The following is a 13,009-nucleotide window of genomic DNA, read 5'->3' on the forward strand; positions in this document are numbered from 1 at the left end:
TCGATTCTGGGGTGAGGCGCGCCTCGCGCGCCCTGAAAATTCAGTTCTTGATGCGGTATTCGGCGCTACGGGCGTGGGCGGTCAGCGACTCGCCACGGGCCAGCACACTGGCCACCTTGCCCAGTTCCGACGCACCCTCAGCCGAACAGTGAATGATCGACGAGCGTTTCTGGAAGTCATACACCCCCAGCGGCGAGGAATAACGCGCGGTACCCGAGGTCGGCAGCACGTGGTTAGGGCCGGCGCAGTAGTCACCCAGGGCCTCGGCGGTGTAACGGCCCATAAAGATCGCGCCAGCGTGACGAATCAGCGGCAGATATTCTTCCGGGTTTTCCACCGACAGCTCCAGGTGCTCCGGGGCAATGCGGTTAGCCACTTCAATGGCCTGAGCCATGTCGGCCACCTGAATCAGCGCACCACGGCCTTCCAGTGAGGTGCGTGCAATCGTCTCGCGCTCCAGGGTCGGCAGCAGCTTGGCAATGCTTTCGGCGACGCGATCAAGGAAGGCGGCATCCGGGCTGACCAGGATCGACTGGGCGTCTTCGTCGTGCTCGGCCTGGGAGAACAGGTCCATGGCGATCCAGTCCGGATCGGTCTGACCGTCACACACCACCAGAATCTCCGAAGGGCCGGCGATCATATCGATGCCGACTTTGCCGAATACATGACGCTTGGCAGTGGCGACGTAGATATTGCCGGGCCCCACGATTTTATCCACTGGAGGCACGCTCTCGGTGCCATAGGCCAACGCAGCCACGGCCTGGGCGCCACCGATGGTAAATACCCGGTCCACGCCAGCGATGCAGGCGGCAGCCAGCACCAGCTCATTGATTTCGCCACGTGGAGTCGGCACCACCATCACCACTTCCGGCACGCCAGCGACCTTGGCCGGGATGGCGTTCATCAGCACCGAAGACGGATAGGATGCTTTGCCACCCGGCACGTACAGACCGGCGCGATCCAGCGGGGTGACCTTTTGCCCCAACACCGTGCCGTCAGCTTCGGTGTAGGTCCAGGAATCCTGTTTCTGCCGCTCGTGGTAGCTGCGCACGCGCTCGGCGGCTTTTTCCAGGGCGCTGCGCTGCTCCGGCGTGATGCGGGTCAGGGCCAGTTCCAGACGCTCGCGCGGCAGAATCAGATCCGCCATGGACGCAACATCCAGGCCATCGAACTGCTTGGTGAACTCGACCAGCGCCGCATCGCCGCGCTCACGCACCGCCTTGATGATATCAAGCACGCGCTGGTTGACCGCGTCGTCCGAGACACTTTCCCAGCTCAGCAGATGATCCAGATGCTGGGCAAAGTCCTGGTCAGCGGCATTGAGTCGGCGGATAGCGATTGGAGCGGTCATAGCGGGCCTCTTAAATTGGCAAATGCTCGGGCGTCGCTAGGCTACCAAGCCCACCGTATGGACGCCCGAGATAATTGGCTATGACACGGATAGGCAGACGCGGCGTAATGCCGCGTTGAGGGTATTAGCGGGGGTGTCGCGCTTCAACCGCATCGCGCAGGGTGTCGATCAACGCCTGAATGCGCGCGTGCTGCATCTTCATCGACGCCTTATTGACGATCAGCCGCGAGCTGATCATGGCGATCAGCTCCTGAGCTTCCAAGCCGTTGGCACGCAGGGTGTTACCGGTGTCAACCACGTCAATGATCTTGTCGGCCAACCCCACCAGCGGTGCCAGCTCCATCGAACCATACAGCTTGATGATATCGACCTGACGGCCCTGCTCGGCGTAATACCGTTTGGCCACGTTGACGAACTTGGTGGCTACCCGCAGACGGCCTTTCGGCTCTGGTGCGCCAACAGCACCGGCGGTCATCAGCTTGCATTGGGCAATGCGCAGGTCCAGTGGCTCATACAGCCCCTGGCCGCCGTATTCCATCAACACGTCTTTACCGGCCACGCCGAGGTCCGCTGCGCCGTGCTCGACATAGGTCGGCACATCGGTGGCGCGCACGATCAGCAGACGCACATCATCCAAAGTGGTCGGGATGATCAGCTTGCGACTTTTATCCGGGTTCTCGGTCGGCTCAATGCCCGCCGCTGCCAGCAGCGGCAGGGTGTCATCGAGAATCCGGCCTTTGGAAAGAGCAATGGTCAGCATGGTCTTAGCCCGGCACGCGGCGAATCTTCGCCCCCAGCAACTGCAATTTCTCTTCGATGCACTCGTAACCACGGTCGATGTGGTAAATGCGGTCGATCAAGGTGTCACCTTCGGCGACCAGTGCCGAGATCACCAGGCTGGCTGACGCTCGCAGGTCGGTGGCCATGACGGGCGCGCCCTTGAGCTTCTCGACCCCAGTGACGATGGCGGTGTTGCCCTCGACCTGGATCTGCGCGCCCATGCGGATCATTTCATGCACATGCATAAAGCGGTTTTCGAACACGGTTTCGATCACCGTGCCGGTGCCCTCGGCAATTGCATTGAGGGCAATAAACTGCGCCTGCATATCGGTAGGGAACGCCGGGTACGGAGCGGTACGCAGGTTGACGGCTTTCGGCCGCTTGCCATGCATATTCAGCTCGATCCAGTCATTACCACAGGTCACTTCGGCACCGGCTTCCTGCAACTTGGAAAGCACGGCTTCCAAGGTGGTCGGATCGGTGTCTTTCACTTTGACGCGGCCGCCCGTGACAGCCGCAGCCACCAGGTAGGTACCGGTTTCGATACGGTCAGGCATCACGCTGAAACGCGCACCGTGCAGACGCTCGACGCCATCGATGGTGATGGTGTCAGTACCAGCACCGCTAATTTTTGCGCCCATGGCAATCAGGCAGTTGGCCAGGTCGACCACTTCCGGCTCGCGCGCGGCGTTTTCCAGCACGCTGCGGCCACGGGCCAGGGTCGCGGCCATCATGATGTTTTCAGTACCGGTCACACTCACGGTATCGAAGAAGAAATGCGCGCCACGCAGGCCGCCTTCAGGAGCCTTGGCCTTGATGTAGCCGGCCTCGACATCGATGATCGCGCCCATGGCTTCGAGGCCACGGATGTGCAGGTCAACCGGACGCGAGCCGATGGCGCAGCCACCCGGCAGGGCCACTTCGGCATAACCAAAGCGCGCGACCATCGGGCCGAGCACCAGGATCGAGGCGCGCATGGTTTTCACCAGCTCATAGGGCGCAACCAGAGTCTTGATCGCCCGCGCGTCGACTTCGACGCTGAGCTTCTCGTCGATGATCGGCTCGATGCCCATACGACCGAACAGCTCGATCATGGTGGTGATGTCGTGCAGGTGCGGCAGGTTGCAGATGGTGACAGGCGCGTCACCGAGCAGGGTGGCGGCGAGAATCGGCAGGGCAGAGTTCTTCGCCCCGGAAATGCGGATTTCGCCATCAAGGCGCACACCGCCGGTAATAATCAGTTTGTCCATGATTCTCTCGGTTTAGGAGCGCGCGGCCCAATCGGCACGGCTGAAGAATTTCATACTCACGGCGTGGATGCTGCCATCGGCGATCCAGGCATTGAGGTGAGCGTAGATCTGCTGCTGGCGTTTGACCGGACTAAGGGCGGCCAATTCGTCACTGATCAGGTTCAGCTGAAAGTTGCAGCCTTCGCCTTCAACTTCCACCTGGGTATCCGGCAATTTAGCCTCAAGGAGACTCTTTACTTCTAAGGCCTGCATGCTCAACCTCGATCACTGCATGAATTAACGACTGCCGAGCAGACGCTCGCGGGTCGAGCATCATACAAAAAAGCCCCCCGCCTGCGAACCCCGCATTACTGCCAGCCGACCGAAGCCTTGATCAGGCTTGCAGCGGAAGAATCTCCAGCAAACCGCAAACGCCAGCGATCTCGCGCATGTCCTTGGGCAGATTACTCACGCTCAGGGTCTTGCCGGCCGCACTGGCATCACGCATAAACGCCAATAACAGCGAGAGCCCGACGCTGCTGGATTTCTCCACACCCGCGCAATCAATCACGCATGCCGCCGCTGGACTGACCTTGAGCAGGCGCGCACCGTGCTCACGCAGCGCCGGCGCGCTCAGGTAATCGAGCACACCGGTCAGGCTAAAAACGCCAGGTGACGCCTCACGGATACTGGCTTGACTCACGATGCATTGGCCCCTTGGCGGGCTTTGGCAACGGTCTCGGTCCAGTTGTCGATGACCTTGTCCAGGTCATTGCGATTGTCTTGCATGGCCTGGGCGAACTGATCACGGAATAACTTACCGACGTTAATGCCGTTGATCACCACGTTGCGCATCTTCCAGGTGCCATCGAGGCTGACCATGGTGTAAGACAGCGGGTAAACCACGCCCTTGCCATCCTTGATTTCCATATTTACCGAGGTGCGCTCAGGGTCCTGCTGGCCGCTGACTGGCAGCACGCGGATATCCTGGTTGTTGTATTCGAGCAAGGCGTTGCCATAGAACTGCATCAAGCTGCGTTTGAAGTTCTCCTGAAAGCGCTGCATCTGCTCAGGCGAAGCCTGACGCGAGTAACGTACGGTCATCACGCCACGAGAAATTCCGTCAACATCCACCACCGGACCAAGAATGCTGTTCAGGGCGTTGTAAAACGCCCCCGGATCGGTACGGTACTGCTCTTTATTGGCCTTGAGGTCGGCTAGCAGCGTGGTAGTGGTCTGCTGCACCACTTCATGAGCGGCTGGAGCTGCCAACGCCTGGAATGAGATAGCGGCCAGACAGATTAACAAACCGTTACGCAGCGTTTTGAACATAGTCAGCACCCCTCTTAATTTGCCTGGTCTTTGTTGACCGAATTCAGCAAAAACTTACCAATCAGGTCTTCCAGCACCAACGACGACTGCGTGTCGTGAATGGTGCTGCCATCACGCAGCACCTCTTCTTCACCGCCCACGCTAATCCCAATGTATTTCTCGCCCAACAAGCCCGCGGTCAGAATCGAGGCGGTAGAGTCTGCCGGCAAGTTATCCACAGCATCATCCAACACCATGGTGACGCGCCCCATATAGCTGTTGCGGTCCAGATCAATGGCGGTGACCTTTCCAATCGTCACGCCGGCCATGGTCACTTTCGACCTGACCGTCAACCCCGCGATATTCTCAAAGTGCGCATACACCTTGTAGGTATTTTCACTGCTGCCAACAGTCAGGCCGCTTACGCGCAAGGCCAGCAGCAACAAGGCCAACAACCCAGCCAACAGGAACAAGCCGACACCCACTTCCAGCGTGCGGTTCTGCATCAGAAATCTCCAAACATCAAAGCAGTCAGAATAAAGTCCAGCCCCAGCACGGCGAGCGAGGCGTACACCACAGTTTTCGTGGTGGCACGACTAATCCCTTCCGAAGTCGGCTCACAGTCATAGCCCTGAAACACGGCAATCCAAGTCACAACAAACGCAAAGACCACACTCTTGATCACACCATTGAGCACATCTTCACGGAATGAAACACTGCTTTGCATGTTGGCCCAGAACGAACCTTCATAAACCCCCAGCCAGTCGACGGCGACCATCGCACCGCCCCAGATACCGACCACACTGAAGATCATCGCCAGCAGCGGCATCGAGATAAAACCGGCCCAAAGCCGCGGCGCGACAATATATTTGAGCGGATCAACGCCAATCATCGCCAAGCTCGACAGCTGCTCGGTGGATTTCATATTGCCGATTTCAGCGGTCAACGCAGAGCCCGCGCGACCGGCAAACAGCAAAGCAGTGACCACTGGCCCCAATTCGCGCAGCAGTGTGAGGGCGACCATTTGCCCCACCGCCTGCTCGGAACCGTATTTGGCCAAAATGCTGAAGCCCTGCAGCGACAGCACCATGCCGATAAAAATGCCGGATACCACAATGATGGCCAGGGACATCACACCAACCGAATACAGTTGCTTGATTAGTAGCTGAAAACTGTTACCGGTCGAGCCACGCCCCAACAGCGCACGCAGCAAAAAAAGCACCGAGCGCCCCAACGTGGCCACCACATCAATACCGGCGCGACCGAACAGGCGCACCCGCTCGAGCACAGATGTCTTGCGCATCAGCGCCCCCCTAGAAGATCATCGCGGTAATTGGCCGCCGGAAAGTGAAACGGTACCGGGCCATCGGGGATGCCCTGCATAAACTGACGCACGCGCGGATTATCCGAGGCCATCAACTCAGCCGGAGTGCCCTGCCCCAACACCTGGGTGTCGCCCACGACATAGATGTAGTCGGCAATACTGGCGGTTTCCGCCAGGTCATGAGACACCACAATGCTGGTGATCGCTAACGCATCGCTCAGCAGGCGAATCAGTCGCACCAGAACCCCCATGGCAATCGGGTCCTGACCGACGAAAGGCTCGTCATACATGAGTATTTGCGGGTCCAGGGCAATCGCTCGAGCCAATGCCACACGACGCTTCATGCCGCCAGAGAGCTCATCCGGCATCAACTCCAGCGCACCACGAAGACCCACCGCCTGCAACTTCATCAGGACAATGTCGCGAATCATCTCTTCAGGGAGTTTGGTGTGCACGCGCAGGGGAAAGGCAACGTTCTCGAACACGTCTAGGTCTGTAAACAGCGCACCACTCTGGAACAGCACGCCCATCTGCTTGCGCATGTCGAACAGCTCACTGCGCGACAGCGTCGGCAAGTTCAGCCCGTTGACCCAAACCTCACCCTGACTCGGCTTGAGCTCAGCCGCGATCAAGCGCAACAGCGTGGTTTTGCCACAGCCAGACGGTCCCATGATCCCTGTGACTTTGCCACGGGGAATCTGGATATCGATGTTTTTGAAAATATCCCGCTCGCCACGTTTGAAGCTGACGTTCTTCAGCTCAACCGCATACGGGTTCTCGGCGCTCATCTGGACTCCTTGCTCAACGCTTGCCTGACTGACGTATCGCCCTGAACAAAGGGCACTACAGATCGTCGAACGTACCGAAAATGGCCGCGAACTATACCACTGCGGCACTGACCGCCCAAGACTGAAGGTGTTGCCGAAGATAAGCACCGCACAACTGCAACCTGTCACGAACCACTCGAAATACTGGGCAGGCACACCTTTCTCGTTATAATCCCCAGCTTTTAGCCTGTTCACCGCAGAGATGTCATGAGCCAATCAACCGATCTGATTCAGTCAGCGCAGCGCACCATTCGCTTGGAGCTCGAAGCTATTCAGGATCTGCTGGCGCGCATCAATGATGATTTTGTGCGCGCCTGCGAGCTGATTCTCGCCAGCAAGGGTCGCGTAGTGGTACTCGGCATGGGCAAATCCGGCCACGTTGGCAACAAGATTGCCGCCACCTTGGCCAGCACCGGCACCACTGCATTTTTCGTGCACCCGGCCGAAGCGAGCCACGGCGACATGGGCATGATCACCCGCGATGACGTGGTACTGGCACTATCCAACTCAGGCTCTACCGCAGAAATTGTGACCCTGCTGCCGCTGATCAAACGCCTCGGCATCCGCCTGATCAGCATGACCGGCAATCCAGACTCTCCGCTGGCCACTGCCGCTGAAGTTAACCTGGACGCCCGTGTGTCTCAGGAAGCCTGCCCACTGAACCTGGCGCCAACGTCGTCGACTACCGTGTCACTGGTTCTAGGCGATGCTCTTGCCGTAGCCTTGCTCGAAGCTCGCGGCTTTACCGCCGAAGATTTTGCTTTTTCCCATCCGGGCGGCGCACTGGGCCGACGCCTGCTGCTTAAGGTGGACAACGTGATGCACGCCGGCGACAACCTGCCACGCATCAAGCGCGGTACATCGCTGCGTGATGCACTACTGGAGATGACCCAGAAAGGCCTGGGCATGACCGTGGTAACAGAGGATGACGGTCGCCTAGCCGGGATATTCACTGACGGCGACCTGCGCCGTACCCTGGATCGCAATATCGACGTGCGCCAGACCATTATCGATGACGTAATGACCGTCCACGGCAAGACTGCCCGTGCAGACATGCTGGCGGCAGAGGCCTTGAAAATCATGGAAGACCACAAGATCAGCTCACTGGTCGTTGTCGACGAAAACGATCTGCCCATCGGCGCACTGAACATGCACGATCTGCTCCGTGCCGGAGTGATGTGATGATCGATGCCGACCTGCTGCAACGCGCTCAAGCCATAAAACTGGCCATTTTCGATGTCGACGGCGTCCTCACAGACGGCAAGCTTTATTTTCTGGTCGACGGCAGCGAATTCAAGACGTTCAACACCCTCGACGGTCATGGCATCAAGATGCTGATCAACTCCGGCGTGCGCACCGCGATTATCAGCGGCCGCAAAACACCGGTGGTTGAACGCCGCGCGCAAAATCTGGGGATTCAACACCTCTATCAAGGCCGCGAAGACAAGCTGGTAGTTCTTGATGAACTGCTTGGTGAACTGGGCCTAGACTATGCAGAGGTTGCATACCTCGGTGACGACTTGCCCGACCTGCCGGTGATTCGCCGCGTCGGCCTGGGCATGGCTGTCGCCAGCGCCGACAACTTTGTCCGCCAGCACGCCCATGGGATTACCCGCGCCCGCGGAGGCGAAGGCGCCGCCCGTGAGTTCTGCGAACTGATCATGCACGCCCAAGGCACCCTCGAAGCCGCCCAAGCTGCTTACCTATAGGCCAAACATGCCCCGCAAATTATTCAACGTTGTTCTGTTTGCCTTTGTCGCACTACTGGTAGCGGCGCTCGGCTATTGGAACCTCAGCCCTGACAGTTTCAACGAACAGCCCCAGTCAGCCGAGACCGACACCACCATCGACTTTTACGCCACCAACACCTACACCGTTCAATACCAGGCCGATGGCAAACTGCACTATGAGCTGAAGGCCGACAAGGTCGAGCACGTCAAGGCCAGCGACATCACCCTGATGACCAGCCCGAATATGAACCTGTTCCGCGGCACCGAGCAGCCCTGGAAAATCCGTAGCGAGCGCGGTGAAGTATCGCCAGGCGGCGTTGAGGTCGAGCTGATCGACAAGGTGCGCGTTGAGCGCACCGACGCCAAAGGCCGTCCGACTATTCTTACCACCAGCCGCCTGACCGTATTCCCCGAGAAGGAATATGCGCAGACCCAGCAAGCCGTTAGAATCGACGCGGCCAATGGGGTGACCACGGCACAAGGAATGAAAGCGTACATGAATGACGGCAGGATGCTCCTGCTGTCCAACGTAAGAGGTCAGCATGAGGCTCGTTAACACCCTCCCCCTACTACTCAGCCTCAGTGCCGCACTCGGAAGTGTCAGCGCCTGGGCCCTACCCTCCGATCGCGAACAGCCTATCCGCATCCAGGCTGACAGCGCGGAACTTGATGACAAGCAAGGCGTAGCGGTCTACCGCGGTGATGTCGTCATCACCCAGGGCACCATGAAGGTCACTGGCGACACCGTGACCATCACCCAGAATGCCCAAGGCGATGTCGAGGTATTTACCTCTGTCGGCAAGCCGGCCTACTACGAGCAACTGCCGTCAGCCGACAAGCAGATCGTCAAGGCCTACGGCCTGACCATTCAGTACTTCATGGCCAACGAGCGCGTCGTCCTGATCGATCAGGCCAAGGTGATTCAGGAAGGCAACACCTTCGAAGGCGAAAAAATCGTCTATGACACCCAGCGCCAGATCGTCAACGCCGGCCGTGCCACAGGCACCAACGTCACCGCGCCACGTCCGCGCATCGACATGGTGATCCAGCCGAAGAACAAACCAGCCGACCAGCAGGCGCAGTAATAATGGCCACATTGAAAGCCCAACACCTGGCCAAGAGCTACAAAGGCCGCCAGGTTGTGCGCGACGTCAGCCTGAGTATCGACAGCGGGCAGATTGTCGGCTTGCTTGGCCCCAACGGCGCCGGCAAGACCACCTGTTTCTACATGATCGTCGGCCTGGTACAGGCCGATCAGGGTCGCGTGATGATCGATGATCTCGACGTCAGTCATCAGCCCATGCATGGCCGCGCTCGCGCCGGCATTGGCTACCTGCCGCAGGAAGCCTCGATTTTTCGCAAGCTCAGCGTGGCCGATAACATCATGGCCATCCTGGAAACCCGCAAGGACCTCGACGGCGCTGCTCGTCGCAAGGAGCTTGAAGGCCTGCTGCAGGAATTCCATATCAGCCATATTCGCGACAACCTCGGCATGAGCCTGTCCGGTGGTGAGCGCCGCCGCGTGGAAATTGCCCGCGCCCTGGCGACTAACCCCAAGTTCATCCTGCTCGACGAACCCTTCGCCGGTGTCGACCCGATCTCCGTGGGCGATATCAAGCAGATCATCCACCACCTCAAGGCCAAGGGTATCGGTGTATTGATCACCGACCACAACGTGCGCGAGACCCTGGATATCTGCGAAACCGCCTATATCGTCAGCGATGGCCAGCTGATCGCAGAGGGTGATGCCGAGGCCATTCTGGCCAACCAGACAGTCAAAGAAGTGTATCTGGGGCATGAGTTCCGCCTGTAACCACCGCTTTTCTCAAGCCGACTGCAGCCAAGACTAGGCAAAACCCTTAAAGTCAGGCATATAATTTGCTTCCTAGTGGCGCTTTTTGAAAACGCCCTGTTGTGGATTGCGCACAGACGCCGGTAAATAAGGTCTGCAATGAAACCATCGCTAGTCCTGAGAATGGGCCAGCAGCTGACGATGACACCGCAGCTGCAACAGGCCATCCGCCTGCTCCAACTGTCTACCCTGGATCTGCAGCAAGAGATCCAGGATGCTTTGGAGTCCAACCCGATGCTCGAACGCCAGGAAGATGGCGATGATTTCGACAATTCGGACCCTATGGCCGATGGCGCAGAAAGCGCCAGCCCCAGCGAACAGCCCGAAGCGCCCTATCAGGAAACCAACTACCAGGAAGCCACGCAGACCGTGGACAACTTGGAAGAAGGCGATTGGGGCGAACGCATTCCCAATGAGCTGCCCGTCGATACCGCCTGGGAAGATATCTACCAGACCAGCGCCAGCAGTCTGCCCAGCAGCACCAACGATGACGACGAGTGGGATTTCACTACCCGCACCTCCAGCGGTGAGAGCCTGCAAAGCCACCTGCTCTGGCAGCTCAACCTGGCCCCGATGTCCGACAAGGATCGACTGATCGGCGTCACCCTGATCGACTGCATCAACGAACAGGGCTACCTGGAAGAAACCCTGGAAGAAGTGGTCGAAGCCTTCGACCCGGAACTGGATATCGAGCTCGACGAAGTTGAAGCCGTTTTACACCGCATCCAGCAATTCGAGCCCACCGGTATCGCCGCGCGCAACTTGGGTGAGTGCCTGCTTCTGCAACTGCGTCAGCTGCCAGCGAAAACCCCTTGGCTGAGCGAAGCTCAGCGCCTGGCCAGCGACTACCTCGACCTGCTCGGCAGCCGCGACTACAGCCAGTTGATGCGCCGCATGAAGCTCAAGGAAGACGAGCTGCGCCAGGTTATCGACCTAATTCAAAGCCTCAACCCGCGCCCTGGCTCGCAGATCGAATCCAGCGAGCCAGAATACGTGGTACCCGATGTAATCGTGCGCAAACACAACGAGCGCTGGCTGGTTGAACTCAACCAGGAAGCCATGCCGCGCCTGCGGGTCAACGCGCAATACGCCGGCTTTGTGAAACGCGCCGATTCCAGCGCCGACAACACCTTTATGCGTAACCAGCTGCAGGAAGCGCGCTGGTTTATCAAAAGCCTGCAAAGCCGCAACGAAACCTTGATGAAAGTGGCCACGCAGATCGTTGAACACCAGCGCGGCTTCCTCGACTACGGCGATGAGGCGATGAAACCCTTGGTGCTGCACGACATTGCCGAAGCTGTGGGCATGCATGAGTCGACCATCTCGCGGGTGACCACGCAGAAATTCATGCACACCCCGCGTGGCATTTACGAGCTGAAATACTTCTTTTCCAGCCACGTCAGCACCTCCGAGGGCGGCGAATGCTCGTCCACGGCAATCCGCGCCATCATCAAAAAACTGGTCGCCGCGGAAAATGCGAAAAAGCCGTTGAGTGACAGCAAGATCGCTGGTTTACTGGAAGCACAGGGCATTCAAGTCGCTCGCCGCACGGTCGCCAAGTACCGTGAATCCCTCGGAATAGCGCCTTCCAGTGAGCGCAAACGATTGATCTAAGGCGGCACAAAGAAGGAAGACATCAACCCAGACAGAACATGCCCAGGCCTCGCCTTTTCGCAAAAGCAGCCATACTGCCAACATGCAATTAGCGACCGTGCCAGGCTCGTTCTGCCCGAGTCTTCCACGCCACAGTGTTCCGGCGGCAGGCCTCATGCCTGCCTCTTACACACGGCAACAAGGAGAAAGCGGTATGCAAGTCAACATCAGTGGACACCAGCTGGATGTGACCGACGCCCTACGCGACTACATCGCCGAAAAACTCGGCCGATTGGAGCGCCACTTCGACAAGATCACCAATGTACAAGTCACCATGGAGGTCGAGAAACTCAAACAGAAAATCGAAGCGACCCTGCACATTGCTGGCGGTGAAGTTGTCGCCAATGCTGAACATGAAGACATGTACGCAGCCATCGATCTACTGACTGATAAACTCGACCGACAACTCATCAAACACAAGGAAAAACAGCTCGAACGTCAACAGGGCGCTATGGCCCGCTGACATCGTCTATCTCCTATGATCCGACTTGAAACCATCCTGACCCCCGGCCGTTCTTTAGTGAACGTGCCGGGCGGCAGCAAAAAACGTGTCCTCGAACAGATTGCCAACCTGGTGGCCCGTGAGCTACCTGACCTGGACGGCCAAGACATCTTCGAAAGCCTGATAGCCCGGGAAAAGCTTGGCTCGACCGGTTTCGGCAATGGCATTGCCATTCCGCACTGTCGCCTGCCGGGTTGTACCGCGCCGATCAGCGCTTTGCTGCGCCTGGACGCTGCCGTAGACTTCGACGCCATCGACGGTGCGCCTGTGGACCTGCTGTTTGTCCTGCTAGTGCCCGAAGCTGCCACCGACGCTCACCTGGAACTGCTCCGGCAGATCGCCAGCATGCTCGATCGCAGCGATGTGCGTGCCAGCCTGCGCCAAGCCGACAGCAGCGAAGCCCTGTATCAGGTGGTTGTGGACGTACAAAGCCAACTCAACCGAGCCTGA

The 13,009-nt window shown here is 58.6% G+C and carries 17 protein-coding genes; 8 read left to right on the forward strand and 9 right to left on the reverse strand.

All coding sequences use genetic code 11. The annotated features are described in order from the left end of the window. Positions 1-40: 40 nt before the first annotated feature. From hisD to BLO50_RS17915, 9 genes are all read right to left on the reverse strand, one after another. Positions 41-1,351 carry a histidinol dehydrogenase gene (hisD, locus tag BLO50_RS17875; RefSeq protein WP_090255482.1) on the reverse strand — a complete coding sequence of 437 codons (1,311 nt, stop codon included), beginning with the start codon at positions 1,349-1,351 and terminating at the stop codon, positions 41-43. 124 nt (positions 1,352-1,475) lie between these two features. Beyond that, entirely contained in the window at positions 1,476-2,111 is a 636-nt protein-coding gene (gene hisG / locus BLO50_RS17880) for an ATP phosphoribosyltransferase (RefSeq protein WP_090255484.1), read from the reverse strand. A 4-nt stretch (positions 2,112-2,115) separates the two neighbouring features. Next, on the reverse strand, positions 2,116-3,381 hold the full coding sequence (murA, locus tag BLO50_RS17885) for a UDP-N-acetylglucosamine 1-carboxyvinyltransferase (RefSeq protein ID WP_090255485.1): 1,266 nt from the start codon (positions 3,379-3,381) through the stop codon (positions 2,116-2,118). A gap of 12 nt (positions 3,382-3,393) precedes the next feature. After that, a complete protein-coding gene (locus BLO50_RS17890) occupies positions 3,394-3,633 on the reverse strand; it encodes a BolA family protein (protein WP_090255487.1) in 240 nt (79 codons plus the stop codon). Between the two features lie 121 nt (positions 3,634-3,754). Beyond that, a complete protein-coding gene (locus BLO50_RS17895; protein ID WP_090255489.1) occupies positions 3,755-4,063 on the reverse strand; it encodes an STAS domain-containing protein in 309 nt (102 codons plus the stop codon). After that, complete coding sequence (locus BLO50_RS17900) at positions 4,060-4,692, reverse strand: MlaC/ttg2D family ABC transporter substrate-binding protein (protein WP_090255491.1); 633 nt, start codon at positions 4,690-4,692, stop codon at positions 4,060-4,062. Before BLO50_RS17900 ends, BLO50_RS17895 begins: the two co-directional genes overlap by 4 nt. Positions 4,693-4,706: 14 nt before the next feature. Next, on the reverse strand, positions 4,707-5,177 hold the full coding sequence (gene mlaD, locus BLO50_RS17905) for an outer membrane lipid asymmetry maintenance protein MlaD (protein WP_090255493.1): 471 nt from the start codon (positions 5,175-5,177) through the stop codon (positions 4,707-4,709). Continuing rightward, positions 5,177-5,974: a lipid asymmetry maintenance ABC transporter permease subunit MlaE gene (gene mlaE / locus BLO50_RS17910; RefSeq protein ID WP_090255496.1), complete on the reverse strand. Its 798-nt coding sequence runs from the start codon at positions 5,972-5,974 to the stop codon at positions 5,177-5,179. The genes mlaD and mlaE overlap by 1 nt, the downstream gene beginning before the upstream one ends. Continuing rightward, complete coding sequence (locus BLO50_RS17915; RefSeq protein WP_090255497.1) at positions 5,974-6,783, reverse strand: ATP-binding cassette domain-containing protein; 810 nt, start codon at positions 6,781-6,783, stop codon at positions 5,974-5,976. The genes mlaE and BLO50_RS17915 overlap by 1 nt, the downstream gene beginning before the upstream one ends. A gap of 246 nt (positions 6,784-7,029) precedes the next feature. Between BLO50_RS17915 and BLO50_RS17920 the strand changes: the two genes are divergently transcribed. From BLO50_RS17920 to ptsN, 8 genes are all read left to right on the forward strand, one after another. Further along, positions 7,030-8,004 carry a KpsF/GutQ family sugar-phosphate isomerase gene (locus BLO50_RS17920; RefSeq protein ID WP_090255499.1) on the forward strand — a complete coding sequence of 325 codons (975 nt, stop codon included), beginning with the start codon at positions 7,030-7,032 and terminating at the stop codon, positions 8,002-8,004. Further along, a complete protein-coding gene (locus tag BLO50_RS17925; RefSeq protein WP_090255501.1) occupies positions 8,004-8,531 on the forward strand; it encodes a KdsC family phosphatase in 528 nt (175 codons plus the stop codon). The genes BLO50_RS17920 and BLO50_RS17925 overlap by 1 nt, the downstream gene beginning before the upstream one ends. A 7-nt stretch (positions 8,532-8,538) precedes the next feature. Then, the gene (lptC, locus tag BLO50_RS17930; RefSeq protein WP_090255503.1) at positions 8,539-9,108 is read left to right on the forward strand and encodes an LPS export ABC transporter periplasmic protein LptC; all 570 of its coding nucleotides are present in this window, start codon (positions 8,539-8,541) and stop codon (positions 9,106-9,108) included. Further along, positions 9,095-9,637: a lipopolysaccharide transport periplasmic protein LptA gene (lptA, locus tag BLO50_RS17935; RefSeq protein ID WP_090255504.1), complete on the forward strand. Its 543-nt coding sequence runs from the start codon at positions 9,095-9,097 to the stop codon at positions 9,635-9,637. Before lptC ends, lptA begins: the two co-directional genes overlap by 14 nt. Before the next feature lie 2 nt (positions 9,638-9,639). Continuing rightward, positions 9,640-10,365 carry an LPS export ABC transporter ATP-binding protein gene (lptB, locus tag BLO50_RS17940; RefSeq protein ID WP_090255506.1) on the forward strand — a complete coding sequence of 242 codons (726 nt, stop codon included), beginning with the start codon at positions 9,640-9,642 and terminating at the stop codon, positions 10,363-10,365. A 138-nt stretch (positions 10,366-10,503) separates the two neighbouring features. Beyond that, a complete protein-coding gene (locus BLO50_RS17945; RefSeq protein ID WP_090255508.1) occupies positions 10,504-12,018 on the forward strand; it encodes an RNA polymerase factor sigma-54 in 1,515 nt (504 codons plus the stop codon). A 193-nt stretch (positions 12,019-12,211) separates the two neighbouring features. Further along, a complete protein-coding gene (gene hpf, locus BLO50_RS17950; protein WP_090255510.1) occupies positions 12,212-12,520 on the forward strand; it encodes a ribosome hibernation-promoting factor, HPF/YfiA family in 309 nt (102 codons plus the stop codon). Positions 12,521-12,535: 15 nt separating this feature from the next. Then, positions 12,536-13,009: a PTS IIA-like nitrogen regulatory protein PtsN gene (gene ptsN / locus BLO50_RS17955; RefSeq protein ID WP_090255512.1), complete on the forward strand. Its 474-nt coding sequence runs from the start codon at positions 12,536-12,538 to the stop codon at positions 13,007-13,009.

This window comes from Pseudomonas peli, assembly GCF_900099645.1.
In the GTDB taxonomy this organism is placed as follows: Bacteria; Pseudomonadota; Gammaproteobacteria; order Pseudomonadales; family Pseudomonadaceae; genus Aquipseudomonas; species Aquipseudomonas peli.

Coding starts and splice junctions, on each gene's coding strand:
- lptB (WP_090255506.1), top strand. CDS start 9,640: ATGGCCACATTGAAAGCCCAACACCTGGCCAAGAGCTACAAAGGCCGC.
- BLO50_RS17915 (WP_090255497.1), bottom strand. CDS start 6,783: ATGAGCGCCGAGAACCCGTATGCGGTTGAGCTGAAGAACGTCAGCTTC.
- lptA (WP_090255504.1), top strand. CDS start 9,095: ATGAGGCTCGTTAACACCCTCCCCCTACTACTCAGCCTCAGTGCCGCA.
- hisG (WP_090255484.1), bottom strand. CDS start 2,111: ATGCTGACCATTGCTCTTTCCAAAGGCCGGATTCTCGATGACACCCTG.
- ptsN (WP_090255512.1), top strand. CDS start 12,536: ATGATCCGACTTGAAACCATCCTGACCCCCGGCCGTTCTTTAGTGAAC.
- mlaE (WP_090255496.1), bottom strand. CDS start 5,974: ATGCGCAAGACATCTGTGCTCGAGCGGGTGCGCCTGTTCGGTCGCGCC.
- mlaD (WP_090255493.1), bottom strand. CDS start 5,177: ATGCAGAACCGCACGCTGGAAGTGGGTGTCGGCTTGTTCCTGTTGGCT.
- lptC (WP_090255503.1), top strand. CDS start 8,539: ATGCCCCGCAAATTATTCAACGTTGTTCTGTTTGCCTTTGTCGCACTA.
- hisD (WP_090255482.1), bottom strand. CDS start 1,351: ATGACCGCTCCAATCGCTATCCGCCGACTCAATGCCGCTGACCAGGAC.
- BLO50_RS17900 (WP_090255491.1), bottom strand. CDS start 4,692: ATGTTCAAAACGCTGCGTAACGGTTTGTTAATCTGTCTGGCCGCTATC.
- hpf (WP_090255510.1), top strand. CDS start 12,212: ATGCAAGTCAACATCAGTGGACACCAGCTGGATGTGACCGACGCCCTA.
- BLO50_RS17945 (WP_090255508.1), top strand. CDS start 10,504: ATGAAACCATCGCTAGTCCTGAGAATGGGCCAGCAGCTGACGATGACA.
- BLO50_RS17925 (WP_090255501.1), top strand. CDS start 8,004: ATGATCGATGCCGACCTGCTGCAACGCGCTCAAGCCATAAAACTGGCC.
- BLO50_RS17920 (WP_090255499.1), top strand. CDS start 7,030: ATGAGCCAATCAACCGATCTGATTCAGTCAGCGCAGCGCACCATTCGC.
- murA (WP_090255485.1), bottom strand. CDS start 3,381: ATGGACAAACTGATTATTACCGGCGGTGTGCGCCTTGATGGCGAAATC.
- BLO50_RS17890 (WP_090255487.1), bottom strand. CDS start 3,633: ATGCAGGCCTTAGAAGTAAAGAGTCTCCTTGAGGCTAAATTGCCGGAT.